Genomic DNA, 24,639 nt, shown 5'->3' on the forward strand with positions numbered 1-24,639 from the left:
CGGCGTGCCGCGCCGAAACCGGACGGCGAAGGCGGCTACCTGGCTAACGGCCAGTCGGCTAAATCCGGGCTGAACAAGAGCATTCTCGACGCGGGTTGGTCCGCGTTCCTGACGATCCTGTCGCACAAGGCTGAAAGCGCCGGTCGAGAGCTGATCGCCGTGAACCCCGCCAACACCTCCCGTGCCTGCTCGCGCTGCGGGCACTGCGCGAAGGAGAACCGTGTCACCCAAGCCGTCTTCCGATGTACGGGGTGCGGGTTTTCCGCGCACGCCGACGTGAACGCGGCGATCAACATCTTGAGGGCAGGGCTTGCCCTTCGCGAGGCTGCGCAAGCGGCTTAGCGAGAAGCCGCTCCCTTCAGGGAGCGGAGGAGTCACGGATGGGGACCGGCTCACCAAGATTTCGGACCTGGAGCGCCCGAGTCCTGTACCCCCCACCACCGCACCGGCGACACTCGGCTCATGACACGGACCTCCGAACCTCCCCGCGCGCTCCCGGCCGTCGCGCGCCGCTGGCCCACCCTGCTCGGGCTGGGCTTCGCCGTCCTCACCCTCCTGGACTTCGAGGACGGCCGCGGCCTGGGGTTCGTCGTCTTCCTGGCAGCGCTCATCTACCTCGGTACGGCGGTCCTCGGCAAGCCCGGCACCGTCTGGGCCCTGTTCGTCATCAGCACCGTGGCGTGGGTAGTGCTGGACCAGCTCGGGATCGACGGCTGGCCCGCCCTGATCGGCGGCGCGGTCTCCCTCATCGTCCTCGGCCTGGTGGGCGGGCTGTTGCGCCAGCCGTTGCTGACGGCCGCGCAGGTCCCGGCCATGCTGGTCTGCGGCGGGGCGGCACTGCTGGCGCTGACGCTGTCGCCCCAGGCCGGCGGCTTCCTGGTCGCGGGGGCGCTGATCGCCCACGGTGTGCAGGACCTGCTCGTGTGGCGGGCCAAGCAGGTCGTGGCGCGGTCGATGGCGGAGTTCTGCATGGTTCTCGACCTCCTGCTCGGCGTGGGCATCGTCGTGCTGAGCCTGTGAAGCCGCTGTCGTGCCGAGCTGGTGAGGCCCGCTCGGAAGGGGCGGGTGAAGCCCGCTCAGAAGGGGCCGGTGAGCTCGCCGAGCTTGTCGGTCAGCTCCAGGTTCGCCGAGTAGTCGACCGGCACCGCGATCACCGACACCACGTCGTCCGCCAGCGCCTTGCGCAGCGTCGGCAGTAGCTCGTCCGCGTGGGTGATCCGGTAGCCGCGCGCCCCGAAGCTCTCCGCGTACTTGACGAAATCGGGGTTGCCGAACGTGACGTTGGAGTCGCGCCCCAGCTCCAGGTCCATCTTCCACTCGATCAGCCCGTACGCGCCGTCCTCCCACACCAGCACCACGAACGGGATCCGCTCCCGCACGGCGGTCTCCAGCTCCTGCGAGTTCATCAGGAACGCCCCGTCACCCGTCGCCGCGAGCACCCGGCGGCGGGGGAAGGCCAGCTTGGCCGCCAGCGCCCCCGGCACCGAGAAGCCCATGGACGACAGCCCGTTGGAGACCAGCATCGTGTTCGGCTCGTACGTCGGATACATGCGGGCCATCCACATCTTCACCGCCCCCGTGTCCGCCAGCACGATGTCCTCGCGTCCCATCGCCGCGCGGACGTCGGCCACGATCCGGCGCGGTGAGAGCGGGAACCCGTCCTCCGAACGCCCCTGCTCCAGCTCCTCCCGCACCATGCGGCGGATCTTCTCGCCGGTGCCGTTGATCTCGAAGCGCCGGTGCACGGCGTCCGCGAGCGCGTGGAGCGACCGCGAGATGTCCCCCTGGACGCCGACCGCCACCGGATAGTGGTCGTCCACCTCGGCGGGGAACTGGTGAATGTGGATGATCTTCTTGTCGCGATGCGGGTTGATCTTGACGGGGTCGAACTCCTGCAGCTCGTACCCCACGCTGATCAGCACGTCCGCCTCGTCGAACCCGAAGTTCACGTAGTCGTGCCGCATGAACCCCACCGCCCCCAGCGCGTGCCGGTGGTCGTCGGGGAAGACGCCCTTGCCGTTGAACGTGGTCGCCACCGGCAGCCCGAGCCGCTCCGAGAAGCGGATCAGCGCCTGGGAGGCCCTGGCGCGCGTGGCCCCGTGCCCGGCCAGCACGATCGGCCGGCGCGCGGTGGCCAGCACGTCGGCCGCGCGGGCGATCTGCGCGGGGGAGGGGTCCTGGGTGCGTACCACGTTGACGGGGAGCGGGCGCAGGTCGTCGGGCACCGGCGCCGACTCGACGTCCTCGGGGATGGCGAGGTAGACGGCGCCGGGACGCTCGGTCTGGGCGGTCTTGAACGCCTTGCGGATCATCTCGGGCAGCGCCTGCGGCGACGGCGCGAGCTCCGACCACTTGGTGATCGGCCTGAACAGCGACACCAGGTCCACCACCTGGTGCGACTCCTTGTAGATGCGGTCGAGCCCGACTTGTGCGCTGATCGCCACCACCGGGGTGCTGTTGGTGGTGGCGTCGGCCACGCCGAGCTGCAGGTTGATCGCGCCGGGGCCGAGCGTGGCTGAGGCCACCCCCGCCCTGCCGGTCAGCCTGCCGTAGATCTCGGCCATGAACGCCGCGCCCTGCTCGTGCCGTACGAGGACGTAGCGGATGGAGGAGTCCTGGAGCGCGTCGACGAAGTGGATGTTCTCCTCGCCGGGGATGCCGAAGACGTACTCGACGCCTTCCGCCTCCAGCGCCTGCACGATGAGCCGGGCCGCGACGGCCTGCGTGGTCATGGGACAAGCCTTCTTTCTGAACGACTGCGTCCGTGCAAGCGCACGAAGGCCGCCGTTCATTCCGGTGTCCCGGCCCCGCCAGCGGGTATCTACGCAGCGGCTCCCCGGACTGATCTCGCACCAGGAGAGGACCGGGGGCATGGTGGAGCGACCTATCCGTCTCGCGCTTCTGGGCGGTTTCCGGCTGCTGGCCGGCGACGAGCAGCTCGCCGTCTCCAGCGGCTCCGAGCGGCTGCTCGCGTACATCGCCATCAGCCGCAGGACGGTGCACAGGAACGTGATGGCGACCACCCTCTGGCCCGACGCGCCGGAGCGGCGCGCGCACGCCAACCTGCGCTCCGCGCTGAAACGCCTCGACGAGGTCGGGCGGGCGCTGCTGCACGTCGGGACGACCGAGATCGGGCTGGCCCCGGACACCGGCGTGGACTTCGACGACGCCCGGGCGCTGGCGCAGCGCCTCATCGACCCCACCGTCCGGGCCGAGGAGGCCACCGTCTGCGCGGGGTCCGTCGATGCGCTGGCCAACGGCCTGCTGCCCGGCTGGTACGAGGAATGGGTGCTGGCCGCCGCGGACGAATGGCACCAGCTGCGGCTGCACGCCCTGGAGGCCCTGTCGGCGATCTTCGTCAGGCAGCGGCGGTTCGCCGAGGCCGTGACGGCCGCGAGCGTGGCCGCGCATGCGGACCCGCTGCGGGAGAGCGCCTGCGCCGCGCTCATCGAGGCCCATCTCGCGGAGGGCAACCAGGCCGAGGCGATCCGCCATTTCCGGCTCTACGCGGAGGGCCTGCGGGCCGAGCTCGGCATCGAGCCGACCGCCAGATTGCGGGAGCTGGTCGCCAGCTTGCGCGGCCGCTGAGCGATCCCGGTCACGCTCCGGTCACGCCGACATCACGGCGCGGTGACACGACCCCCTCCACGCTGGGTGGTGACAGAAGGGAGACCGGAATGCGCATCAAGAAAAGCCTGATTCTGGCTGGTCCAGCGCTTCTCACCGCTGTCACACTCGGACCCCTCGCCACCCCATCGGCCCAGGCCCTCGCGCAGACCTCCGCGACGAGCGCGCAGACGAGCACCCACGTCGCGAGCAAGCCACCCGAGAAGAGGAAGGCCAAGAAGCAGCAGTACAACATGGGCCGCTCGGCCGGTTACACCGACGGCCGCAGTGCCTGCATGAAGAAGGAGCCCTACAGCCTGAAGTACTCCGGTGGCGGCGCCTACCAGAGGGGCTTCGCTGACGGCTACAACTCGGGCTACCACAGCTGCTAGCGATCCCGGCCACTGAGCTGGACCCCACCCGCGCCCGCGGGGTGGGGTCCACCCCTTTTTCAGCCCAGGCGGGCCACCCCGTCGAGCAGGCGGTCCACGTCGGAACGGTCGTTGTAGTGGACCAGGCCCGCCCGCACGGCCCCGCCCGAGTCGCGGATGCCGAGCGCGCCGGTCAGCTCCCAGGCGTAGTTGTGGCCGTTCCAGACGTTCACGCCCAGTCCGGCCAGGTGCTCGGCCACCTGGCGCGGGGTGTGCCCGGCCACGTTGAAGTAGGCGGTGGCGGTGCGCCTGGCGGGTTTGCCGTACGCCGTGACGTGCGCCATCGTCTCCAGCCCCTCGATCAGCACCGCGAACAGCGCCAGCTCGTGCTCCTCCGCCGCGCTCATCGAGGCCAGCAGGCGCTCGCGGCGGGTGCCCGTGCCCGGGACCAGGGCGGCCAGGTGGTCCACGGCCGCCGTCACCCCGGCCAGGTCGGCGAAGGCCGCCGTCCCCGTCTCGAACCGCTCCGGCACCGTGTCGGAGGAGGAGGCCAGCTTGTCCGGCCGCAGCGTCTCCAGCAGCGCCGGGTCGGCCACGACCGCGCCGATGTGCGGGCCCGACCACTTGTACGCGCTCGTGGCGTAGAAGTCGGCGCCCAGGGCGCGCATGTCCACGGGGCCGTGCGGGGTGGCGTGCACGCCGTCCACGTACATGAGCGCGCCCGCCCGGTGCGCCAGCTCGGCGATGGCGGCCACGTCGGGACGGGTGCCGAGAATGTTGCTGGCCGCCGTCACCGCGACCAGCCGGGTGCGTTCGCCGATCAGGTCCGCGTACTGCTCCACCGGCAGTTCCCCGGTGACCGGGTCCACCTCGGCCCAGCGTACGGTGGCGCCGATCTGGGTCCAGGGCCGGACGTTCGCGTCATGGTCGAGCCTGGAGAGCACGACCTCGTCGCCCGGCCCCGCTATGGCCCTGGCCAGGCGGTAGGTCAGCGTGGTCATGTTCGGGCCGAGCACCACGCCGTCCGGATGGCCGCCGACCAGGTCGGCCACGGCGGCGCGGCAGGCCGCCACGATGGCGCCGGAGCGGTCGCTGGCGGGGAAGGCGCCGCCGACGTTGCCGATCCCGGCCCGGTAGGCGGCGGAGATGGCGTCTATCACCGGCCGCGGGGTCTGGGTGCCGGCCGCGCCGTCGAGGTAGGCGAAGCCGTCGGCCAGCGCAGGGTAGGAGGAACGTACCGATTCGATGGGGAATGTCGGATCGAGCATGATAGGTAGATGCTCACCCTCAGAGACCTCAACCGGGCCACTCTGGCCCGCCAGCACCTTCTCGACCGGCACGAGGGTGACGTGGCCGACGTCGTGCACCGGCTGGTCGGCCTGCAGGCGCAGGAGCCGCGGCCGCCGTACCTGGGGGTGTGGTCCCGGCTGGCGGGGTTCGCGCGGGACGACCTGCACGCCGCGCTGCACGCCCGCACGCTGGTGCGGGCCACCATGTGGCGGGCCACGCTGCACCTGGTGACCGCGGCGGACTTCGCCGCGTTCCGTCCGGTGGTGCGGCCCGTGCTGGCCGCCGCCGCGCGCCGCTTCGACGACGTCGATTTCGACGCGGTCGTGGCCGCCGCCGACCGGCTGCTGGCCGCGGGGCCGATGACCTTCAACGAGCTGCGGCCCAGGCTGCAGGAGGAGTTCCCCGGCGGGTACGACCGGGCGCTCGGATACGCCGTGCGCATGCTCACCCCGTTGATCATGGTGCCGACGGAGGACCGGTGGAGCTTCTCGCGCGAGTCCGCGTTCGCGCTGCCCGGCATCGCCCTGGAGCCCGCCGGCGTGGAGGCGCTGATCGAGCGCTACCTGGCCGCGTTCGGCCCGGCGACCCCCGCCGACGTGCAGACCTGGTCGGGGCTGGGCGGCCTCAAGCGCGTCATGTCCGGCATGGAGCTGGAAAGGCTCACGGACTTCACGGGAAGGGAGCTGTACGACCTGCCCGGCGCCCCGCGGCCCGGGGGTGACGTGCCCGCCCCCGTACGGTTCCTGCCCGACTTCGACACGCTGGTCCTGGGCCACGCGGACCGCACCCGGGTGCTGGCCGACGAGTTCAAGGGCCGGGTCGCCACCAAGAACCTCCGGGTGAAGGCGGTCTACCTGGTGGACGGCTTCGCGGCCGGGACGTGGCAGATCAAGCGCACCGCGAAGAAGGCCACGCTGCTCATCAGCCCGTTCACCTCGACCTCTCTCGACGTGCTGGAGGAGGAGGGGCTGCGGCTGCTGGCATTCGCCGAGCCCGACGCGGTCCCGTCCCTTGAAGTGACCGACTCTTGAAGTGACCGGCGGAGTCTGATTGGTTCAGGGCGGAGGTGTCACCTATGGCCCAGTTGACCGCCCTGGACGCGCAGTTCCTCCATTTCGAGACCGCGACGAACATCGCCAACATCGCCGGCCTGGCCATCCTCGACGGCGACCTCAACCGCGCCGACCTCCAGGCCCTGCTCGAGCGGCGGCTGCCGTACGTGCCCGCGCTGCGGCGCAAGCTGGCCCCCGTGCCGTTCGGGCTGGACCACCCGTACTGGATGCAGGAGGACGATCTCGACCTCGACTACCACGTGCGCGAGATCGGCCTGCCACCACCGGGCGACGACCGGCAGCTCGCCGACCAGGTCTCGCGGCTGCACGCCCGCCGGCTGGACCGCGGCCGGCCGCTGTGGGAGATCTACCTGATCCACGGGCTGTACGGCGGGCGGATGGGCCTCTACACCAAGATCCACCACGCGGCCGTGGACGGGGTCGGCGGCGCCGACGTCCTGGCCGCGCTCCTGGACATCAGCCCGACGCCCGCGCCGCCGCCCGCCGAGGAGCCCTCACGGGACGCCCCGCCTCCCGGGGCCCCGGAGATGGTGGCGCGCGGGCTGGCGAGGCTGGCCGGCAACCCCGCGCTCGCCCTGCGTTTCGCCGCCCGGGCCATGCCGCACCTGGACGAGATCCCCGTCGTGTCCTGGATCCCGGGCAGCCAGGTCGTCTCCTCGCTCGCCCGGCGGCTGGCCGGGGCCGGGCAGGCGCCCGAGCTGCCGGCGCTGCCCGCGCCGAGGACGCCGTTCAGCGGCCCCGTGTCGGGACACCGGCGCTTCGCGTTCGTGTCGCTGCCGCTGGAGGAGATCAAACGGGTGCGCAAGGCGTTCGGGGTCACCGTCAACGACGTGGTCATGGCCGTGTGCGCGGGCGCGCTGCGCACGTGGCTGGCCGCGCACGGCGGCGTCCCGCACCAGCCGCTGGTGGCGGGGGTGCCGTTCTCGCTGCGCGCGGCCGGGGTGGAGGGCCCCGGCAACCAGGTGGCGATCATGACGGCGCCGCTGGCCGTGCATGTCGAGGACCCCGTCGCCCGGCTGCACCACGTGCGGCACGCCATGCAGCGGATCAAGGACCGCTTCTCGCTGGCGCCCGCGCGCTGGCTGCGCGAGTTCAGCGAGTCGATGCCGGCCGCGCTCATGGGGCTGGCCGCCCGCTCGGCCTTCTCGCTCGTCGGCCAGACCGCGCCGCCGATCAACGTGGGCGTCTCGAACGTGCCCGGACCCCAGTTCCCCCTGTACGTGTGCGGGGCCCGGCTGCTGACCCACTACCCGGTGTCGGTGATCACGGATGTGAGCGGCGGCGTGAACATCACCGCCTTCTCCTACGACGGCTCCCTCGACATCGGGATCGTCACCGACAGAGAGATGGTGCCGGACGCCTGGGAACTGGCCGCCGACCTGCGTGCGGCCCTCGACGAGCTGCTCCACGCGGAAGCGACCCTGCCGCACTAGCCAAGTGCCGGCGGAACTGTCGGTGGCGTCTGGCACCTTGGGAACGCCGAGGAAGGGAGCATCGCATGTCCACCGCCCGGGAGCTCTACGACGACCTGGTCACCGAGCAGCTCGTCCGTCCAGAGGTGAGCCTGGGGCGCATGTTCCACTCCGAGGGCCTCAAGGTCAACGGAAAGGTGTTCGCGTTCTTCTCCAAGGAGCAGCGGGTCGTGCTCAAGCTCCCCGCCGCACGGGCGGCCGAGCTGGTGGACGAGGGCGCGGCCGACGAGATGATCATGGCGGCCCGGCGGATGCGGGAGTGGGTGTCCCTGCGCACGCCGGACGAGGAGGTCTGGCGCGGCCTGCTGACGGAGGCCGCCACGTACGTGGAGTCACTGACGCGCTGACACGCCCGCCGGACGGCGGCCGGCTGGGGCCACTCGCGGGCACAGTTGGGTAGCTTGGAAGGAGGCGGCCTGCCAGGTCTCCCGACTTCGCCGTTCCCTCAGACCCGAGGTGCCGATGGTTTCAGCCCCTACGTCATAGGTCACCACGTTTCAGCGTCGTGCGTCCAAAGCGAGCGAGGAGTGTGTTTTGTCCGAAGCAGCAGAGGTTCTCGAACTCGACGACAACGTCGCCGACGGTGGCGCGGCCGTCGGCGCCGACTCGGTCAAGGCTTATCTGAAGGAGATCGGCCGCGTGCCGCTGCTCACCGCTGAGCAGGAGATCGACCTGGCCAAGCGCATCGAGGCCGGGCTGTTCGCGCAGGAGCGGCTCGAGACCGAGCCGTGCATGCCCGCCGACCTGCGCACCGATCTGGAGTGGATCGCCCGGGACGGCGAGATCGCCAGGCGCCGCATGCTGGAGGCCAACCTGCGGCTGGTCGTCTCCATCGCCAAGCGCTACACCGGCCGCGGCATGCTCTTCCTCGACCTGATCCAGGAGGGCAACCTGGGCCTGATCCGGACGATCGAGAAGTTCGACTACCGGCTGGGCTACAAGTTCTCCACGTACGCGACGTGGTGGATCAAGCAGGCCATCACCCGGGCCATGGCCGACCAGGCCCGGACGATCCGCATCCCCGTGCACATGGTCGAGCTGATCAACAAGGTCGCGCGGACGGAGCGCCGCCTGCAGACCGACCTCGGTCGCGAGCCCACCCCCGAGGAGCTGGCCAAGGAGTGCGAGCTCGAGGTCGATCGCGTCGTCGAGGTCCAGGGATACGGCCGCGAGCCGATCTCCCTGAGCACGCCGCTGGGCGAGGAGGGCGACAGCGAGTTCGGCGACCTCATCGAGGACACCGAGGCGGTCTCCCCGGCCGACGCGGTCTCGTTCACGCTGCTCCAGCAGCAGCTGCACGCGCTGCTCGACCAGCTCTCCGAGCGCGAGGCAGGCGTGATCAGCATGCGCTACGGCCTCAACGACGGCAAGCCGATGACCCTCGACGAGATCGGCCGCATCTACGGCGTCACCCGCGAGCGCATCCGGCAGATCGAGGCCAAGACGATGTCCAAGCTCCGCCACCCCTCCCGATCCCTGGCGCTGCGCGACTACCTGAGCTGACCCGCGACTGAAAGGCTGCGCAAACGAAGACCCAAGACTGTCGCCACGGACCTGTGGGGGCAGGCGGGCTGTCCTAGATTCCCAGGCGTGAAACGCGCCCGATCGAGCCTCGTCCACCAACTCGCCTACGCCGTCAAGAACCCGGACCGGATCGCCCCCCACCTGCGGCGGCTGGCCCGCGACACCTGGTTCCGGCTGCGCACGCGTGATCACGTCGCCTACTACCGGGCCGTCATGAAGTCCGACACCGCGCGGGACCCCGAGGGCGCGGTCGGCTCGCACACGCACAGACGGTGGCTGGCGCTGGGGCGCATGCAGTTCGACTACCTGGTGGAGCACGGGCTCAAGCCGGACTACCGGATGCTGGAGATCGGGTGCGGCAACCTGCGCGCCGGGCGGCTGTTCATCGACTACCTGCACGCCGGAAACTACTACGGCATCGACATCTCGCCCGACATCCTCATGGCGGCCCAGCACACGATCGTCGGGCACGGGCTCAACCACAAGCTGCCCTACCTCACGCCCGTCCGCGACCTGCGCTTCGCCTTCCTGCCCGGCGAGCACTTCGACGTCGTCCACGCGCACAGCGTGTTCTCGCACTCGCCGCTGCACGTCATCGAGGAGTGCTTCGCCCACGTGGGGCGGGTGATGAAGCCGGCCGCCTGGTTCGACTTCACCTTCGACCGCACCGAGGGCAAGGAGCACCAGGTGCTGCGGGAGGACTTCTACTACCGCACCGAGACGCTGGTGGCGCTGGCCGCCGAGTACGGGCTGCGGGCCACGTTCATGGACGACTGGGAGCGCGGCCCGCACAAGCAGTCGAAGATCCGCATCACCAAGGGTTAGCGGGCCGACTCCCAGAACTCCTCCAGCCTGGCCGCGCCGGTCGCCGGATCCTGGAGCAGCCACCAGTGGCCGAGCCCCGGCAGCACGGCCACGGTGGCTCCCGCCCGCGCCGCGCTCTCCTCCGCCACGCTCCGCGCCAGGAACGCGTCGCCCTCGGGAACGATCACCAGCCCGGGTGCGGGGATGTCCGCGAACGCGGGCGACCACTCCTCACCCACCCGCACGGCCGACCGGTAGAGGGCCAGGATGCTGCCGGCCATGACCTGGTCGACGCCGGCCGCGATCTCCAGGGCGTGCTCGAACGGCACGCCGAAGCCCTCGAACCCCTTGGCCCGCTCCTCCAGGGGCGTGGCCAGCAACTGCTCGAAGAACTCCTCGCCGGCCCCGGGCGTCTGCCAGAGCCTGGCCAGGTCGTGCCACTCGAAGGCGGGGTGGCCGAGCCCGGCGGCGTCCGTGGCCCACGTGCGGACGAGGTCGGGGCGGGTGCTGATCAGGCGCACCACCAGGCCGCCGCCCCAGTCGTGGCCGACCAGGTCGATCTCGTCGCCCGCCATCGCCTCCAGCTCGCCGGCCAGCCACGCCACGTACTCCTCCTTCGTGGCGGAGAACCCGTCCGGCCGGGGGCAGCCGAAGCCGGGCATCCGGAGCGCCCGCACGTCCTGGCGGCTCAGGGCCGCGCGGAGGGGGTCCCAGACGGCGGCGGTCTCAGGGATGCCGTGAACCAGCACAAGGGTCATTCCCCGAACGTACGCCGCGAATATCCGGCTGCATACGTTCTGAGCCCTCCTTTAGGGTGAGGGGAGTGAGAGACGTACGTGCGTTGCCCAAGGCCCACCTGCATGTTCACCTGGAGAGCACCGTCCGGCCCGCGACGGTGCGCGACCTGGGCGGGACGCCCGAGCGCAGCGAGCTGTTCGCGAGCTTCAGGGAGTTCGGCGACGAGCGGGCGCGGGTGCGCGACCTGCTGCGCACCCCCGAGCATTTCCGGCGGATCGCGGTGGAGTTCTGCGAGGACGAGGCCGCCCAGGGCACCCGCTACGTCGAGGTGACCTTCACCGCCGCCTCCCACGGGGAGCGGGTGGGTGACCCGGAGATGCCGCTGGAGGCGGTGCTCGAAGGGCTGGAGGAGGGCTCCTCCCGCTACGGGATCGCGTACAACGTGCTGCTCGACCACTCCAGGCGGCGGCCGGTGGAGCGGCTGTGGCGCACGTTCAAGCTGGCCGGCCGGCACGACCGGGTGATCGGCATGGGGCTGGCCGGCGACGAGAGCTACCCGCTGGCGCCGTTCGCGGAGGTGCTCGACGTGGCCAGGGACGCGGGGCTGCGCCTGGTGCACCACGCGGGCGAGGCCGCCGGGGCCGCCAGCATCCGCGAGGCGCTCTCCCTGGGGCACGCCGAGCGCCTCGGGCACGGCATCCGGGTGCTGGACGACGCCGAGCTGGTGGCCGAGGTGCGCGAGCGCGGGATCCCGCTGGAGGTCTGCCCCACTTCCAACGTCCTGCTCGGGTTCGTCCCCTCCCTGCCCGAGCACCCGCTGCCCCGGCTGAGGGAGGCCGGGCTGGCGGTCACGATCAACACCGACGGGGAGACGGCCCTGGCCGACGAGTACGCCCGGCTGCGGGACGTGTTCGGCTACGGTGACGCGGACCTGGCGGACCTGGCCCGGGCCTCGATCGACGCGTCGTTCGCGCCGGAGCCCGTCAAGGCGCGGCTGCGGGCGGAGGTGGAGGCCTGGCTCGCCGCTGAGTGACGCACGGGCGTCCGCACGGTCGCATGAGAGGCTGTCGGCATGGACTTATCGAAGCCGGGCATGCCGTCCGTGGCTCAGCGGCTGCCCGAGCGGGTGGTCTTCGCCGGGGTGGTCGGCGCGATCCTGCCGTTCCTCCATTTCGGATGGGCGCTGCTCGGCGCCGTGCTGGCGGACACCTCTCGATGCGGGCACTTCGGGTGCATCGCGCCGTTCGTCGAGGCGTGGGAAGTGGGGCGCTGGCTGGTGCCGGTGGTGGCCTGGCCGCTGCTCGGCCTCCTGCGCGTCCGGCCGGCGTGGCCCGTCGCGCTCGTGGCCCCGCTGTTCCTGGTGCCGCTCTGGGAGCTCAGCGTCAGCCCCGTGGGCCTGTTCGGCGTGCTGAGCACCGTGCTCGCGTACCCGTTCGCCGCCCTGGTGACCGCGCCGGGCGCCTCCTGGCGGCAGCGCGGCCTGGGCGTGGCGCTGTTCCTCTTGTTCTGCGGCGCCCTCGCCTTCGCCGGTTAGTCCACCCGGCCGTTGCCGGGCCGTACGCGGTGGAGCTCCAGGCCGATGTCCACCACCTCGGCCCGTTCGAGGCCGGCCACCTCGTCGAGAGGCACCCACGCGGCCCGGTCCGTGCTGCCGCCGACCTCGTGGCGCAGGGTGCCGCCGGTGATGCGGCCCTCGTAGACGATGCGCAGGCCGTGGAAGTCCGCCTCGCGGCCCTCGCCCCGGGGGTAGCGGCAGTGCAGGGTGCTCATGCCCAGCAGGGTCTCGATCGCCACCGTGTAGCCGGTCTCCTCCTCCACCTCGCGGATCGCGGCGTCCACCGGGTCCTCGGCGTGCTCGATACCGCCGCCGGGGAGCGTCCAGTGCCGCTCGCCGGAGGGGCCGACCCAGCGCGCGAGGAGGATCCGGCCGTCGTCGACGCAGATCGCGTACGCGGCCACGCGCAGCTCCCTGGTGATGATCACGAGGCGGGAGCGGCGGTGCTGCAGCGGACGACGAGGCTGGTGGCGAGCTCTATGCGCGTCCCGACCGGCCCCCTCGGATGAGTCAGCTCCTCCGAGATGAGGCGGACCGCCTCGTTGGCCATGTCGTCGAGCGGCTGGCGGACCGTGGTGAGCGGCGGCGACATCATCTCGCACCACGTGGAGTCGTCGAAGCCGACCACGGACAGCTGGCCCGGCACCCGGATCCCGCGCTCGGTGGCCGCCTGGTAGACGCCGGCCGCCTGCATGTCGGAGCCGGCGAAGATGGCGGTGGGCCGGTCGGGGCGGTCGAGGAGCTCGGCCCCGAACTCCCTGCCGCCGGAGATCAGGAAGTCGCCGTAACGGGTCAGCCCGGGGTCGGGGTCGATCCCGAACGTACGGTGCGCCGCCAGGTAACCCTCGTACCGGTCGAGCGTGCACTGCGTGTCGAGCGGCCCGCCGATGAAGCCGATCCTGGTGTGCCCCAGCTCCAGCAGGTGGGTCGTGGCCATGACGCCGCCCGACCAGTTGGTCGCGCCGACGGCGGAGACGCGCGGATCGCGCTTGCCCACCGGGTCGAGCAGCACCAGGGGCACGTGCAGGAGCTCCTCGATGGCCGAGATCTCCTCCTGGTTGGCCCGCGACAGCACCAGCACGATGCCGTCGGTGCTGCGCTTGCGCACGATCCCGATCCAGCGCCGCAGGTCGAAGTCGGCCCGCGCGGACGAGGTCACCACGAGCGAGAACCCCCACCGCGCGGCCGCCTGCTCCGCGCCCCTGATGAGCACCTGGGCCCACGGGGAGCCGAGCCCGTCTATGAGCAGGTCGACGAGACCGGCCCGGGGAGTGCTCGGCGGGCGCGGGGCCTCGTATCCGAAGGCCCTGACCGCTTCGAGCACCTTGTCTCTGGTGGCGGTGGAGACGTGCTTCTTCCCGCTCAGGACCTTGGAGACCGTCGGCACGGACACTCCGGCAGCGGCGGCGACGTCCGCCAGCGTTGCTCGAGCCACAGGACCTCCGAGTTGCAACTTTCGGAAAAACCTCAAACCCACAGGTTGCCCGCTGACCTGGAGCAGACTGCTACCCGATCGGCGCGGTTGACATCGCTGCGGGCCCGAGCCTACCGTAACCCTTCGGCAATGTCACGGTAATCTTTCGGAAAGTGTGCCAGAAACTTTCTGATGGCGAGGGGCGTATGAACCGGGCCGTCGGGCGCGGGCGCGCGGCCGCCGGGATCGCGTCGAGGATCCCCCCATCCCTACAGGAGCAGTGAAATGTCTCGCTTGGATGCTTTCAGGAACCGCATCGGGGGCTTCGCCTACGGCGGCGACTACAACCCGGAGCAATGGGACCCAGCCGTGTGGCGGGAGGACGTCCGGCTCATGCGTGAGGCCGGCGTCAACATCGTCTCCCTCGGCGTCTTCGCGTGGGCGTCCCTGGAGCCGGAGCCCGGCAAGTACGAGTTCGGCTGGCTGGACGAGATCATGGACCTCCTCCACGAGAACGGCATCAGCGTCAACCTGGCCACCCCGACGGCGGCCCCGCCCGTCTGGCTCACCCACCTGCACCCCGAGGTGTTCCCGGTGATGGCCGACGGCGAGCGGTTCGGGTTCGGCAACCGGCTGCACTACGATCCGTCGTCACCCATCTACCGTGAGTACGCGGCCAACATCACCACCAAGCTCGCCGAGCGCTACTCCTTCCACCCGGCGCTGGCGATGTGGCACATCTCCAACGAGTACGGGCCCACGGCGTACAACGAGGCCGCCTCGGTCAACTTCCGCCGCTGGCTGCAGCGCCGCTACGGCGACCTGGAGACCCTGAACGAGGCGTGGTACACCCGCTTCTGGAGCCAGCACTACACCGACTGGGACCAGGTCGAGGTGCCGCACATCCCGCGCACCTGGATGAACCCCGCCCGACGGCTAGACTTCAAGCGCTTCACCTCCGACGCCCTCCTCGAGTGCTACATCGCCGAACGGGACATCGTCCGCTCCTTCCGCGACGACATCCCGGTCCTGACGAACTTCATGCGCTTCTTCAAGCACGCCGACTACTGGAAGTGGGCGCCCGAGGAGGACGCGGTCGCGCTCGACATCTATCCCAACCCCGCCGACGCCGACTCGCACGTGTCGGCGGCCTTCCAGTACGACCTGTTCCGCTCGCTCAAGGGCGGTCAGCCGTGGCTGCTCATGGAGCAGGCGGCCAGCGCGGTCAGCCAGTGGCAGCTCAACATCGTCAAGGAGCCCGGCCGGATGCGGCTCGGCTCGCTGCAGGCGGTGTCGCGGGCGGCGGACTCGGTGATGTTCTTCCAGTGGCGGGCCAGTCGCGGCGGGCAGGAGCGCTTCCACTCGGCGATGCTGCCGCACTCCGGGCCGGACTCGCGCACGTTCAGGGAGATCGTGGACCTGGGACGGGAGATGAAGCTGCTCGCTCCGGTGGCGGGGGCGACGTCGCGGGCCGAGGTCGCGATCCTGTTCGACTGGGACGGCTGGTGGGGGCTGGAGGAGACCGCGGGGCTGCCGCGCCAGGACCTCAGCTACCCGGACACGGTCATGCGGCACTACACGCCGCTGTGGTCGAACAACCACCCGGTGGACGTCGTGTCCGCGTCGTCGTCGCTGGACGGGTACAAGGTGCTGGTGGTGCCGAACGCGTACCTGATCGGCGACGAGGGCGTGCGGCGGATCACCGAGTTCGCCGAGAACGGCGGGACGGTCGTCATGTCGTTCTTCTCCGGCGTGGTCGACGAGTGCAACCGGGTGCGGCCCGACGGCTACCCGGGCGCGTTCCGGCGGCTCATCGGGGCCAAGGTGGACGAGTACTGGCCGGCGCGGCCGCACGAGGTCTTCTCCGTGGAGTTCGCCGACGGGCGGCGGGCGACCTCGACGTGGTGGCGCGACGACCTGCGCCTGGAGACCGGCACGGCCCTGGCCACCTACGGTGACGGGCTGCTGGCCGGCCGGGCCGCCGTGGTGGAGAACCGCTTCGGCGCGGGGCGCGTGGTGTACTTCGCGACCCTCCTGGAGCAGGCCGCCTTCGACGCCGAACTGCTCGCGGCCGTGGCGGCGGCGGGTGTCCGGTCGCCGTTCCCGCAGGCGCCCGCCCACGTGGAGTGCGCCGTGCGGGGGGGCGAGGAGTACGAGTACGTGTTCCTGCTCAACCACAGCGGCGAGCTGAGCGCGTCCGTCCCGTTCGAGGGGGAGGGGATCGACCTGCTCACCGGGCAGGCGGTGTCGGGTCCGGTCGAGCTGGCCCCGCTGGGGGCGGCGGTGATCCGGCGCGCCCGCTCGTAATCCCGGCGTATGCCCCGGCGGTCCCCTGCCCGCCGGGGCTTTTGACTTAAGCCTTTACCCCGAACGTAGATCTATATCCGTTTCATGGGGTTATGTTTGCCTTTGTCCGTTTCGGACGGTAGCTTGGTAGTCGTTACCGGCGAGTGACCTGGGCCTTACCAACGTGGAAGGCACCACTCGACCGGACTCCCTCTGGTTGGATTCACGCTCCACGTGCCGCTCTTACGGCGTCATGCCCGGCTACGTGAGTGAAGAGCGTATTGCCCTGTCGCCTCACAAAGGACTGCGCCTACCCATGTCTGCTCGCCTGCACTCTATCGCCATGCTCACCGCCTCCGTGCTGACCGCCATGGCCGTCGGCTCGCCCGCGGCGCACGCTGACGCCGAGGCCGGCAGCACGATCACCCAGACGGCCGTGCTCCAGGGCTCGACCACCGCGTCCTACTTCTGGGACGACTCCTCCGGCCGCGCGGGCGACACCGGTCTGCCCGCCGCCGGCAAGCCCATGCAGAAGGGTCTGGCCGCCAGCCCGAGCTGGCCGCTCATGACCGAGGGTTACGTCATCTACAAGGGCAAGAAGCTCCCGTTCTTCGTCGGTGACCGCGGTCCCGGCAACCCCTCCAACAGCGGTGTGATGCTCGACCTCGACGCCAAGACGTTCGCCGAGCTGACCGGCGGCACGTTCAACCCCGACACCCTGGCCGTGGACGGCGTCGCCGGCGCGGGCCACATCAAGATCGACTACGTCGTGACCAAGTGGGGCGGCGGCGTCGGCAAGAAGAACTTCCCGGTCGCCTACTCCACCGGCGCCTGGGCCGAGAAGGACGCCAGCCCGGTCGTCCGGCCGGTCTCGGTGAAGCTCCCCGCGAACTGAGCCGGCCTTCCCCCAAAGGGCGCCCCTGACCAGGGGTGCCCTTTTCGCGTGCCGGTATCGTTTGCGGACGATCTACCGCACGTCGAAGGGACCAGATGAGCTCCCGGCCGCTTTACCGCGACCCCATGCACGACGGCGCCACCGACCCTACCCTGATCTGGAACCGGGCCGAGCGCGCCTGGTGGCTCGTCTACACCAGCCGCCGCGCGAGCGCCCCTGACCGGGGGGACGTGAGCTGGGTGCACGGCACCGACCTCGGCGTCGCGTCCTCGGCGGACGGCGGCGCGACCTGGCTCTACCGGGGGACGATCGAGGGTCTCGACACCGAATGGGGGCGGCACACGTACTGGGCGCCGGAGATCGTCGACGACGGCGAGACGTACCACATGTACGTCAGCGTCATCCGCGGCGTCCCCGAGGCGTGGCCGGGGCACGAGCGCCACATCCGCCACTACACCAGCCCCGACCTCGTACGGTGGACGTTCCGGTCCACCCTCGGCCTGTCCTCCCCGTACGTGATCGACGCCTGCGTGGCCGCGCTGCCCGGGGGCGGCCACCGGCTCTGGTACAAGGACGAGGCCGACGGCTCGCACACCTGGGCCGCCGACAGCTCCGACCTGCACCACTGGCAGGTCCGCGGACCCGCCGTGACGATCTCCGCGCACGAGGGGGCCAACGTGTTCACGCTCGGGGGCCGCCACTGGATGATCGTCGACGAGTGGCACGGCCAGCGCGTGCTGGTCTCGGACGACCTCGACGTCTGGGAGCCGCGGGGCCTCATCCTCGACCAGCCGGGCACGCGCCCGGACGACGACGGGCTCGGCCACCACGCGGACGTCGTGGTGACGGGGGAGGAGGAGGCCGTGATCTTCTACTTCACCCACCCGGGCGGTGGCCGCCGCTCGTCGGTCCAGGCCGCCCGGCTGCGGGTACGCGACGGCGAGCTGACCTGCGACCGCGACGAGCCCCTCACCGGCCCCCTCTTGCCCGTCGAGGGCCCCTGACCTGGCCTCACCCGCGGCGTTCCCACCGGTACGACCAGAAGAGCCCCAGTACGGCGGCGGCGCACAACGCGACGGTGAGGAGCTTCGAGAGCGCTATGGCCGCCAGGCACAGCGCTCCCATCGAGGTGCCGGCCGCTATGCCGGATCTGCGGTTCGGGGCCTCAGGGTCACGCTCGGGGCGTGGCGGCGGGGGGAGCGGCTCCCACAGCTCGCCGCAGCCGGAGCACCGCCACGGCCGGACGTCCCCACCGTGGACGCCAGGAGGAACGCACCGGTGCGTGGCCACCTTGCTCACGAACGTCTCCCGCGGCGGTGCTCGCGGCCGAACCACTCGTCGATGGCGGCCGCCGTGTCCGCGTCCAGGGTCATGGGGGAAAGGCTCGGCCATGGCGGGCGGCCGGCGCAAGATCTCTCCGACCGTTCGATCGCCGTTTCACGCGGCCGCCGGCCGAGCGATCAGCGGAGCGTGACGAGGATCCCGTCGTCGTCGCTGAACAGCTCGGCGCCGGGACGGAAGGTGGCGCCGCCGAAGGTGACGGGGACGTCGCGCTCGCCGCCGCCCACCTTGGCGCTCTTGCGGGGGTTGGAGCCGAGGGCCTTGACGCCCAGGTCGAGCTCGCGCAGGGCGGCGACGTCGCGTACCGCGCCGTTGATGACGACGCCGGCCCAGCCGTTGGCCACCGCCATGCCGGCGATGACGTCGCCCATGACGGCGGTGTGCAGGGAGCCCCCGCCGTCCACCACCAGGACCCGGCCCTCGCCGGGCTCGGACAGGACGGACTTGAGCAGGACGTTGTCCTCGTGGCACCGGACGGTGACGACAGGGCCGCTGAAGGCGCGCCGGCCGCCGTACTGGCGCAGCTGCAGGTCGCAGGAGTCGAGCTGGTCGCCGCGCTCGTCGTACAGGTCTGCGGTGACAACGGTCATGGTGGAACCTTCCTATGGATCGACGGGAAGCTGCCGGGCGGCCACGCCGGCCCAGCCGAGGCTGAGCGCGGTGACGAGGAGCACGCCGCCGGCCCCGAGCCCGGCGGCCACGACCCCGGCCGCGCCGGGGATGATCAGCTGGCCGGTACGGTTGCCGACCAGGCGCAGGGACATGGCCCGGCCGCGCATCCCGGCGGGGGCGGACTCGGCCAGCCACGACATGGTCAGCGGCTGCCCCACCCCCAGCCCGAACCCCGCGACCAGCAGCAGCGCGGCCAGCGCCCACAGCGGCATGGACACGGGCGTGAGCAGCATGGCGACCGCCGCCGCGAGGGTGCTGCCGACCAGCAGCCTGCGCCGGCCGACCAGGCGGGCGAGGTGGCCGAGGAAGAAGCGCGAGGCCATGGACGCGACGCCGCGTACGGTCAGCAGCAGGCCCACGGCGCTCGCGGTCAGGCCGTGCTCGGTGCCGAGCGCGGGCAGGTACGCCAGCGTGATGTCGATCGCGGACAGCACCACGCAGCTGGTCACCAGGGCGTGCGCGAGGCCGGGCAGGCGCAGCAGCGAGCGCAGGTCCCCGCTCTCGGCCCGGGTCCGCGCGGCCGCGCCGCTCCGCGGGAGCAGCGCGGAGAGCGCGAGGAGGAGCACGCCGAGGCCGCAGGACCAGGCGAAGATGCGGCCGGTGTCGGGGATGGAGCCGTCGCCGCCGAGCAGGCTGATCATGAGCGGGCCGGCGGCCTGGCCGAGGGACGCGGCGAAGGTGTAGTGGCCGAAGGCGGTGTCGTGGCGGCCGTGCTCGGTGGTGTTGGCGACCAGGGCCTGCTGGGCGATGACGCTGCCCAGGTGGCCGGTGCCGAGCAGGACCCCGGCCGCGACCAGGCCGGGGACGGTGTGGCCGAACGCGGTGAACGCGACGGCGGAGGCGGTGAGCAGGAGCGCGCCCGCCACGGCCATGCGGCGCTCGCCGTACCGGTCGGCGGCGTGGCCGGCGGGCAGGGCCAGCAGCAGCGGCGCGATGGCGAAGCTGGCGCCGAGCAGGCCGAGCCAGGCCGTGGGCACGTCGAGCTCGATCGCGCGGTACGACATGGTGGGCCGCAGCACGAAGGTGATCACCTGGGTGCCGGTGGAGTGGGCGAGCAGGACCGCGTGCCGATGCCAGGCGTCAGGCATCTACCTCGTCCTGGCCCACGGGGTTCTGGTGCTTGCGCAGCCGCCAGGCGGCCTGGGCGCCGAGGCTGGTGTCGATGTGCTCGCGCATCACGCCGGCGGCCGACTCCACGTCGCCCGCGATGACGTACTCCAGCAGGGCCTCGTGCTCGGCGGCCTTGCGGTCGCGGGCGGCCTGGCCGCGTTCGACCTCCAGCGCGAGGCGGCGGTAGCGGTCGGCCTTGTCCCACAGGCTGTCGAGGGTCTGGATGAGCAGGTCGTTGTGGGAGGCGGAGTAGAGGGCGGCGTGGAACCTGCGGTGCGCGACGAGCTGCTCGTAGGCGGGGTTGCCGGGCAGGGGTTCGAGGCCCTCGTGGGCGGCGCGCATGGCGGCGATGTCGGCCTTGGTACGGCGTTCGGCGGCCAGCGCGACCGCGAGGGGGTCGAGGGAGCGGCGCAGCTCCAGCAGGTCGCGGGCCTCCTCGGCGGCCAGGGGCGCGACGCGGGCGTCGCGGTGGGCGTCCAGCTCGACCAGCCCCTCGCTCTTGAGCCGGCGCAGGGCCTCGCGCAGGGGAGTGGTGCTGATGCCGATGTCGCGGGCCAGCTGGGCCTGGGCGATGACGGAGCCGGGGGCCAGCCGGCCGGACAGGATCAGCTCCTTGACCCGCAGGTAGGCGTAGTCCGCTTTCGTCGTGTAGAGCTCGGCCGCTGATTCGCCCATTGCCGTCCTGTCTCGTGGCTGACGGTTATAACGTACACCGTCAGCCACTCTTGTCGATGAATGCCCCCTAGGATGCTCCGCTGGTGAGCGTTATAGGTTATGCGATCAGTAGGTGCAGCCGAAGAACACCGTGGGGTTGCAGCCGGGCAGGGTGCAGATGATGAACGTGGTCCCCAGCGTCGGCATCTCCTGGGTGCCGCCGTGCTCGGGGATCATGATCTCGCCCGCGGGATGGGGTACGCCGGCGTCGCGGTGGTAGGGATCTTTCCAGAGTCGGGTGAGGTCGTCGTCGCTCATGAGAGCACGATGCGTCGGGCGGCGACGCTCGCGGCATCCGTCATGTTCCGGAAGCGGAAACATCGGGGAAACCACGTAATCCTTGGACGGAACGGCTGAGTGGGATAGAGATGGGGGTGGGATCGACGATCTTCCTGGCGGGGAGGTTATGACGTGCTGGTGACCCGGCGCCCGTTGACGGGTCGGTCCGCCGAGCTCGATCACCTGGTGCGGCTGCTGGACAAGCCGCACGGGACGACGTTCGTGCTGATGACAGGGGACCCGGGGATCGGCAAGAGCCGGCTGCTGACGGCGGTCGCCGAGCTGGCGCGGGAGCGGGGCTTGCCGGCGATGGCGGGGCGGGCCACCGAGTTCGAGCGCAGCGCGCCGTTCGGGATCCTGTTCGACGCGCTGGCCGACGGCGATCGCCACCTCCAGTTGGCCGCCGATCTGGAGCAGATCCGCGCGCTGCTGTCCGCCGAGGCCGGCGCGGATGCCGGGGGAGTGGCCCGCGGGCTGGCGGCGCTGAACCGGCACCGGTTGTTCCGGGCGTCGCACCGCCTCGTGGAGCGCATCTCGGAGCGGGACGGACTGGTCGTGCTGCTGGACGACGTGCAGTGGGCCGACGACGCCTCCATCGAGGCCCTCGACTACTTCATCCGGCATCCGCCGGACCGGCGCGTGATCGTCCTGCTTGCGGCGCGCACCGGCGGGCTGCCGGCCGGGCTGACCCGCTCGCTGGCCGCGGCCTCCGTGGTGGCGCTGCCCCTCGGCCCGCTGTCGGCGGGCGACGCGGACGCGCTGCTGGGTGAGGAGATGTCCGCGCCCCGCCGGCGCCGCCTGTACGAGCGCAGCGGCGGCAACCCGCTGTTCCTGGAGATCCTGGCCGCGCTGCCGGACGGCGACGACCCCGCCGAGGCCGCGAGCCCCGTCGCGGCGAACGCCCTGGACCGGCTGATCGCCGCCGAGCTGTCGGGCCTCGACCAGGTGCAGGGGCTGGTGGCGCGGGCCGCGGCGGTGGTGGGCGACGAGCTGGACGCGACGCTGGTGGCGGCGGTGTCGGAGCTGGACCTGGCCACGGTGGTGCCCGCCCTGGACGACCTCGTACACCGGAACGTCCTGTCCTCCGGCCCGCGGACCCTGGGCTTCCGGCATCCGCTGGTGCGGGCGGCGGCGTACCGGATGGCGGGGCCCGCGTGGCGGATGGCGGCGCACCGGCGCGCGGCCGAGTACCTGCGCGCGCACGGCGCGCCGGCCGTGCGGTGCGCGGTGCACATGGAGCACGCGATCGTGATCGGCGACGCGGTCGGGGCCGCGCTGCTGGCCGAGGGGGCGGACGCGGTGGCCGCGACCGCCCCGGCGACGGCGGCGCGCTGGTTCCGCGCCGCCCTGCGGGCCCTGCCGGACGACGCGCCCGGCGGGCGGCGCGCCGGCCTGCTGCTGTCACTGGCGGCGGCGCTGGGCGTGTCCGGGCAGCTGGCGGAGAGCCGTACGCTGCTGCGCGAGGTCATGCAGGCGGGCGGCGACCACCGCGACCAGGCGGTGGAGCTGATGTCCATGATGGAGCGCTCGCTGGGCCGCTTCGAGGAGGCCCGGGCGATCCTGACCGCCGAGCTGGGCCACCTGGACCAGGCTCCGGGTGGCGACTCCGGCGGGCGGTGCGCGCTGCTGGTGGAGCTGGCGGCCAACGACCTGCTGGACGGGCGCTGGGACGAGGGGCGGGGGAACGCCTCGCTCGCGCTCGGGCTGGCAGGACCGCGTACCCGGCGAGGGTTGCCGGCCACGGCCGTGACGCTGCTGGCGGTCGCGGCGCTCTACCGGTGCGACTTCGGGGCGGCGTACCGGTATCTCGACCGGGCGGACGTGCTGGTGAACGGGCTGACCGACCGCGAGCTGTGCGACGATCTCGGGCTCGTGGCCGCGCTGGCGTGGGGCGAGTTCCTGGCCGACCGCAACGCCGACGCGCTGCGGCACCTGGCCCGCGGGCTGCGGGTGGCCCGTGACCACGGGCGCAGCCACGTGGTGCCCCTGCTGTACGCCGCCCGCGCCACCGTCCACGCCCGGCTGGGGGACGTCGACCGGGCGCTGGGCGACGCCGAGGAGGCCGAGGAGATCGCGCGCCATCTGGGCAGCGCGGAGATGCTGGCGTTCGTCCACGTCACGAAGTCGCGCCCGCTGCTGTGGCTGAACGGCCCGGACGCGGCGATGCCGCTGATCGAGCCGGCGCGGCGGGGGCAGGTGCTGCGCTCGGCCTGGTGGCGGACCATCTCGGACCAGGCGGTGTCGGAGGTGCTGTTCTCGGTCGGCGAGACGGAGGCGTGCGGGCGGCTGCTGGCGTCGCGGGTGCCCGCCGACCCGGCCGGTCTCGGCCCGGGCGTGGTCGGCAGTTACGCGCTGCGCTCGGAGGTGGAGGTCACCCGGGGCGATCTGACGGCGGGCAGGGAGTGGTACGAGCGAGCCGCCCGCGTCGTGGAGCTCGGCGCCCCTCCCGTGCAGGCGGGTTTCCTGGCGCGGGCCCGTGCCGTCCTCGCGCTCGCGCAGGGCCGGCAGGACGAGGCGGAGGAGGCGGCGCGCGAGGCCGTGGACCGGTTCGCGGCTGCCGGGCTGCCCATCGGGGAGGCGCTCGGCCGGATGCTGCTGGCCGGTGTGCTGCGCCGCGACGACGACTCGCGGGCCGCCAAGCAGCAGCTCGGGCAGGCGAAGGAGCTGTTCCTGTCGTGCGGCGCGCCGTGGCTGGCGGCCCAGGTGGGCGTCGAGCAGCGCCGGATGGCCGCCGGCCTGGCCCACCGGCCCGGCGCCGGGAGCTCGTTGTCGGAGCGGGAGCGGGAGATCGCCGAGCTGGTCGCGTACGGCATGACGAACCGGGAGATCGGCGAGCGCCTGTTCCTCAGCCCCAGGACGGTGGAGACGCATCTGGCCAGCGTGTTCAGGAAGCTCGGGGTGAAGACCCGGGCCGCCCTGGCGCACCGGCTCGCCGAGTGACCGGCCGCGGCTGCGCGGCCGGTCATCAGTCTGTCAGACGTAGATATAGGGCGTGCAGATCCAGGGGTACAGCGCGCTGAACGCGCAGCGCACCTCGGAGGTGTAGCCGCCGCAGCAGCCGATGGTGGCCAGGTGCTGGGTGCCGTTCGCCGGCTCCTGCTCCACGCCGCCCGCCAGCCGCGCCGTCTCCAGGTCGAGGTCGCCGGCGGGGTGCGGCAGGCCGGCCCCGTACGCGGCCCGGTTGATGGGGTCCTTCCAGGAACGGATGAGGTCGTCGTTCGTCATGGTGTGTTCTCCTTTGCTCGTGGTCAGCAGCAGCCGAGGCTGGAGTAGTGGCAGGTCCCGACCCACATGGTGCGGTCGCAGGTCTGCCAGCAGCTGAAGAAGTCGGTGTAGTCGCCGAAGTCGGGCACGGGCTTCTCGCCGCCGCTCAGGGCGCCCAGGTCGATCTCACCCGCGGGGTGGGCTTCGTCGTGCCCGCGGAGCTCGGGGGTTTTCCAGGATCTGATCTGGTCGTCGGCCGACATTTCTGTCTCCTTTCATGAAGATGGGTGA

Annotated in this window: 26 protein-coding genes and 1 pseudogene; 15 read left to right on the plus strand and 12 right to left on the minus strand. The window is 71.8% G+C overall.

Annotated elements, in window-relative coordinates; genetic code table 11:
* Both ACWEPL_RS34640 and ACWEPL_RS34645 read left to right on the plus strand, forming a co-directional pair.
* Positions 1 to 342: RNA-guided endonuclease InsQ/TnpB family protein (locus ACWEPL_RS34640; protein ID WP_452438690.1), on the plus strand; the 342-nt coding region annotated here is incomplete at its 5' end.
* Between the two features lie 120 nt (positions 343 to 462).
* Positions 463 to 1,020 (plus strand): hypothetical protein, encoded by a 558-nt coding sequence (locus ACWEPL_RS34645; RefSeq protein ID WP_452438691.1) that lies wholly within the window; start codon positions 463 to 465, stop codon positions 1,018 to 1,020.
* Positions 1,021 to 1,076: 56 nt separating this feature from the next.
* Here the strand turns inward: ACWEPL_RS34645 and ACWEPL_RS34650 are convergent, their stop codons facing one another.
* The gene (locus ACWEPL_RS34650; RefSeq protein ID WP_350732073.1) at positions 1,077 to 2,732 is read right to left on the minus strand and encodes an acetolactate synthase large subunit; all 1,656 of its coding nucleotides are present in this window, start codon (positions 2,730 to 2,732) and stop codon (positions 1,077 to 1,079) included.
* 139 nt (positions 2,733 to 2,871) lie between these two features.
* Here ACWEPL_RS34650 and ACWEPL_RS34655 point away from each other — a divergent pair, with 139 nt between their 5' ends.
* Together ACWEPL_RS34655 and ACWEPL_RS34660 are read left to right on the plus strand one after the other, a co-directional pair.
* Entirely contained in the window at positions 2,872 to 3,588 is a 717-nt protein-coding gene (locus tag ACWEPL_RS34655) for an AfsR/SARP family transcriptional regulator (RefSeq protein ID WP_363969523.1), read from the plus strand.
* An 89-nt stretch (positions 3,589 to 3,677) separates the two neighbouring features.
* Positions 3,678 to 3,998: a hypothetical protein gene (locus tag ACWEPL_RS34660; protein WP_363969521.1), complete on the plus strand. Its 321-nt coding sequence runs from the start codon at positions 3,678 to 3,680 to the stop codon at positions 3,996 to 3,998.
* 59 nt (positions 3,999 to 4,057) lie between these two features.
* On the opposite strand, the gene ACWEPL_RS34665 is transcribed toward ACWEPL_RS34660, so the two are convergent.
* On the minus strand, positions 4,058 to 5,245 hold the full coding sequence (locus tag ACWEPL_RS34665; protein WP_452438692.1) for a cysteine desulfurase-like protein: 1,188 nt from the start codon (positions 5,243 to 5,245) through the stop codon (positions 4,058 to 4,060).
* 9 nt (positions 5,246 to 5,254) lie between these two features.
* Here ACWEPL_RS34665 and ACWEPL_RS34670 point away from each other — a divergent pair, with 9 nt between their 5' ends.
* The 5 genes and pseudogenes from ACWEPL_RS34670 to ACWEPL_RS34690 all read left to right on the plus strand — a co-directional run bounded on the left by ACWEPL_RS34670 (position 5,255) and on the right by ACWEPL_RS34690 (position 10,161).
* A complete protein-coding gene (locus ACWEPL_RS34670; RefSeq protein ID WP_452438693.1) occupies positions 5,255 to 6,298 on the plus strand; it encodes a winged helix DNA-binding domain-containing protein in 1,044 nt (347 codons plus the stop codon).
* A 44-nt stretch (positions 6,299 to 6,342) separates the two neighbouring features.
* Entirely contained in the window at positions 6,343 to 7,773 is a 1,431-nt protein-coding gene (locus ACWEPL_RS34675; protein ID WP_363969515.1) for a WS/DGAT/MGAT family O-acyltransferase, read from the plus strand.
* 65 nt (positions 7,774 to 7,838) lie between these two features.
* Positions 7,839 to 8,159, plus strand: coding sequence for an MmcQ/YjbR family DNA-binding protein (locus ACWEPL_RS34680; RefSeq protein ID WP_350732081.1), 321 nt, complete (start codon positions 7,839 to 7,841; stop codon positions 8,157 to 8,159).
* 175 nt (positions 8,160 to 8,334) lie between these two features.
* Positions 8,335 to 9,315: pseudogene (locus tag ACWEPL_RS34685) on the plus strand (RNA polymerase sigma factor); the annotation flags it as partial.
* A gap of 87 nt (positions 9,316 to 9,402) precedes the next feature.
* Complete coding sequence (locus ACWEPL_RS34690) at positions 9,403 to 10,161, plus strand: class I SAM-dependent methyltransferase (RefSeq protein WP_363969511.1); 759 nt, start codon at positions 9,403 to 9,405, stop codon at positions 10,159 to 10,161.
* Here ACWEPL_RS34690 and ACWEPL_RS34695 read toward each other — a convergent pair.
* Positions 10,158 to 10,898 carry an alpha/beta fold hydrolase gene (locus ACWEPL_RS34695; protein ID WP_452438694.1) on the minus strand — a complete coding sequence of 247 codons (741 nt, stop codon included), beginning with the start codon at positions 10,896 to 10,898 and terminating at the stop codon, positions 10,158 to 10,160. The genes ACWEPL_RS34690 and ACWEPL_RS34695 overlap by 4 nt on opposite strands.
* Positions 10,899 to 10,963: 65 nt before the next feature.
* Here ACWEPL_RS34695 and add point away from each other — a divergent pair, with 65 nt between their 5' ends.
* Together add and ACWEPL_RS34705 are read left to right on the plus strand one after the other, a co-directional pair.
* Entirely contained in the window at positions 10,964 to 11,911 is a 948-nt protein-coding gene (gene add / locus ACWEPL_RS34700; protein WP_363969507.1) for an adenosine deaminase, read from the plus strand.
* A gap of 39 nt (positions 11,912 to 11,950) precedes the next feature.
* A complete protein-coding gene (locus ACWEPL_RS34705) occupies positions 11,951 to 12,412 on the plus strand; it encodes a hypothetical protein (protein WP_363969505.1) in 462 nt (153 codons plus the stop codon).
* Here the strand turns inward: ACWEPL_RS34705 and ACWEPL_RS34710 are convergent.
* Together ACWEPL_RS34710 and ACWEPL_RS34715 are read right to left on the minus strand one after the other, a co-directional pair.
* Complete coding sequence (locus ACWEPL_RS34710; protein ID WP_363969503.1) at positions 12,409 to 12,861, minus strand: NUDIX hydrolase; 453 nt, start codon at positions 12,859 to 12,861, stop codon at positions 12,409 to 12,411. The genes ACWEPL_RS34705 and ACWEPL_RS34710 overlap by 4 nt on opposite strands.
* Positions 12,858 to 13,868 carry a LacI family DNA-binding transcriptional regulator gene (locus tag ACWEPL_RS34715; protein ID WP_363969501.1) on the minus strand — a complete coding sequence of 337 codons (1,011 nt, stop codon included), beginning with the start codon at positions 13,866 to 13,868 and terminating at the stop codon, positions 12,858 to 12,860. The genes ACWEPL_RS34710 and ACWEPL_RS34715 overlap by 4 nt, the downstream gene beginning before the upstream one ends.
* A 264-nt stretch (positions 13,869 to 14,132) precedes the next feature.
* On the opposite strand from ACWEPL_RS34715, the gene ACWEPL_RS34720 reads away from it, so the two are divergent.
* The 3 genes from ACWEPL_RS34720 to ACWEPL_RS34730 all read left to right on the plus strand — a co-directional run bounded on the left by ACWEPL_RS34720 (position 14,133) and on the right by ACWEPL_RS34730 (position 18,032).
* Positions 14,133 to 16,154: a beta-galactosidase gene (locus ACWEPL_RS34720; protein ID WP_452438695.1), complete on the plus strand. Its 2,022-nt coding sequence runs from the start codon at positions 14,133 to 14,135 to the stop codon at positions 16,152 to 16,154.
* Positions 16,155 to 16,476: 322 nt separating this feature from the next.
* Positions 16,477 to 17,028 carry a hypothetical protein gene (locus ACWEPL_RS34725; protein ID WP_350732095.1) on the plus strand — a complete coding sequence of 184 codons (552 nt, stop codon included), beginning with the start codon at positions 16,477 to 16,479 and terminating at the stop codon, positions 17,026 to 17,028.
* A 95-nt stretch (positions 17,029 to 17,123) separates the two neighbouring features.
* Positions 17,124 to 18,032 (plus strand): hypothetical protein, encoded by a 909-nt coding sequence (locus ACWEPL_RS34730; RefSeq protein ID WP_452438696.1) that lies wholly within the window; start codon positions 17,124 to 17,126, stop codon positions 18,030 to 18,032.
* A 7-nt stretch (positions 18,033 to 18,039) separates the two neighbouring features.
* Here the strand turns inward: ACWEPL_RS34730 and ACWEPL_RS34735 are convergent, their stop codons facing one another.
* The 5 genes from ACWEPL_RS34735 to ACWEPL_RS34755 all read right to left on the minus strand — a co-directional run bounded on the left by ACWEPL_RS34735 (position 18,040) and on the right by ACWEPL_RS34755 (position 21,123).
* On the minus strand, positions 18,040 to 18,327 hold the full coding sequence (locus ACWEPL_RS34735) for a hypothetical protein (protein WP_452438697.1): 288 nt from the start codon (positions 18,325 to 18,327) through the stop codon (positions 18,040 to 18,042).
* 161 nt (positions 18,328 to 18,488) lie between these two features.
* A complete protein-coding gene (rraA, locus tag ACWEPL_RS34740; RefSeq protein WP_355202547.1) occupies positions 18,489 to 18,959 on the minus strand; it encodes a ribonuclease E activity regulator RraA in 471 nt (156 codons plus the stop codon).
* Positions 18,960 to 18,971: 12 nt separating this feature from the next.
* On the minus strand, positions 18,972 to 20,129 hold the full coding sequence (locus ACWEPL_RS34745; RefSeq protein WP_452438698.1) for an MFS transporter: 1,158 nt from the start codon (positions 20,127 to 20,129) through the stop codon (positions 18,972 to 18,974).
* Positions 20,122 to 20,826: a GntR family transcriptional regulator gene (locus ACWEPL_RS34750; RefSeq protein WP_350732103.1), complete on the minus strand. Its 705-nt coding sequence runs from the start codon at positions 20,824 to 20,826 to the stop codon at positions 20,122 to 20,124. Before ACWEPL_RS34750 ends, ACWEPL_RS34745 begins: the two co-directional genes overlap by 8 nt.
* Positions 20,827 to 20,931: 105 nt before the next feature.
* Positions 20,932 to 21,123: a hypothetical protein gene (locus ACWEPL_RS34755; protein ID WP_397373543.1), complete on the minus strand. Its 192-nt coding sequence runs from the start codon at positions 21,121 to 21,123 to the stop codon at positions 20,932 to 20,934.
* 153 nt (positions 21,124 to 21,276) lie between these two features.
* On the opposite strand from ACWEPL_RS34755, the gene ACWEPL_RS34760 reads away from it, so the two are divergent.
* Positions 21,277 to 24,084, plus strand: a complete 2,808-nt coding sequence (locus tag ACWEPL_RS34760) for an ATP-binding protein (RefSeq protein WP_452438699.1) — start codon at positions 21,277 to 21,279, stop codon at positions 24,082 to 24,084.
* 33 nt (positions 24,085 to 24,117) lie between these two features.
* Here the strand turns inward: ACWEPL_RS34760 and ACWEPL_RS34765 are convergent, their stop codons facing one another.
* A complete protein-coding gene (locus ACWEPL_RS34765) occupies positions 24,118 to 24,369 on the minus strand; it encodes a hypothetical protein (RefSeq protein ID WP_364256001.1) in 252 nt (83 codons plus the stop codon).
* A gap of 23 nt (positions 24,370 to 24,392) precedes the next feature.
* On the minus strand, positions 24,393 to 24,611 hold the full coding sequence (locus tag ACWEPL_RS34770) for a hypothetical protein (protein WP_452438700.1): 219 nt from the start codon (positions 24,609 to 24,611) through the stop codon (positions 24,393 to 24,395).
* Positions 24,612 to 24,639: the final 28 nt, after the last annotated feature.

Source organism: Nonomuraea sp. NPDC004186 (assembly GCF_053603495.1).

Excerpts from the sequence above, each read along its gene's own strand:
- ACWEPL_RS34720 (WP_452438695.1), top strand. The coding sequence starts at position 14,133 with ATGTCTCGCTTGGATGCTTTCAGGAACCGCATCGGGGGCTTCGCCTAC.
- ACWEPL_RS34730 (WP_452438696.1), top strand. The coding sequence starts at position 17,124 with ATGAGCTCCCGGCCGCTTTACCGCGACCCCATGCACGACGGCGCCACC.
- ACWEPL_RS34670 (WP_452438693.1), top strand. The coding sequence starts at position 5,255 with ATGCTCACCCTCAGAGACCTCAACCGGGCCACTCTGGCCCGCCAGCAC.
- ACWEPL_RS34695 (WP_452438694.1), bottom strand. The coding sequence starts at position 10,898 with ATGACCCTTGTGCTGGTTCACGGCATCCCTGAGACCGCCGCCGTCTGG.
- ACWEPL_RS34665 (WP_452438692.1), bottom strand. The coding sequence starts at position 5,245 with ATGCTCGATCCGACATTCCCCATCGAATCGGTACGTTCCTCCTACCCT.
- ACWEPL_RS34750 (WP_350732103.1), bottom strand. The coding sequence starts at position 20,826 with ATGGGCGAATCAGCGGCCGAGCTCTACACGACGAAAGCGGACTACGCC.
- ACWEPL_RS34765 (WP_364256001.1), bottom strand. The coding sequence starts at position 24,369 with ATGACGAACGACGACCTCATCCGTTCCTGGAAGGACCCCATCAACCGG.
- ACWEPL_RS34650 (WP_350732073.1), bottom strand. The coding sequence starts at position 2,732 with ATGACCACGCAGGCCGTCGCGGCCCGGCTCATCGTGCAGGCGCTGGAG.
- ACWEPL_RS34755 (WP_397373543.1), bottom strand. The coding sequence starts at position 21,123 with ATGAGCGACGACGACCTCACCCGACTCTGGAAAGATCCCTACCACCGC.
- ACWEPL_RS34770 (WP_452438700.1), bottom strand. The coding sequence starts at position 24,611 with ATGTCGGCCGACGACCAGATCAGATCCTGGAAAACCCCCGAGCTCCGC.
- ACWEPL_RS34655 (WP_363969523.1), top strand. The coding sequence starts at position 2,872 with ATGGTGGAGCGACCTATCCGTCTCGCGCTTCTGGGCGGTTTCCGGCTG.
- ACWEPL_RS34680 (WP_350732081.1), top strand. The coding sequence starts at position 7,839 with ATGTCCACCGCCCGGGAGCTCTACGACGACCTGGTCACCGAGCAGCTC.
- rraA (WP_355202547.1), bottom strand. The coding sequence starts at position 18,959 with ATGACCGTTGTCACCGCAGACCTGTACGACGAGCGCGGCGACCAGCTC.
- ACWEPL_RS34645 (WP_452438691.1), top strand. The coding sequence starts at position 463 with ATGACACGGACCTCCGAACCTCCCCGCGCGCTCCCGGCCGTCGCGCGC.
- ACWEPL_RS34725 (WP_350732095.1), top strand. The coding sequence starts at position 16,477 with ATGCTCACCGCCTCCGTGCTGACCGCCATGGCCGTCGGCTCGCCCGCG.
- ACWEPL_RS34745 (WP_452438698.1), bottom strand. The coding sequence starts at position 20,129 with ATGCCTGACGCCTGGCATCGGCACGCGGTCCTGCTCGCCCACTCCACC.
- ACWEPL_RS34675 (WP_363969515.1), top strand. The coding sequence starts at position 6,343 with ATGGCCCAGTTGACCGCCCTGGACGCGCAGTTCCTCCATTTCGAGACC.
- ACWEPL_RS34705 (WP_363969505.1), top strand. The coding sequence starts at position 11,951 with ATGGACTTATCGAAGCCGGGCATGCCGTCCGTGGCTCAGCGGCTGCCC.
- ACWEPL_RS34660 (WP_363969521.1), top strand. The coding sequence starts at position 3,678 with ATGCGCATCAAGAAAAGCCTGATTCTGGCTGGTCCAGCGCTTCTCACC.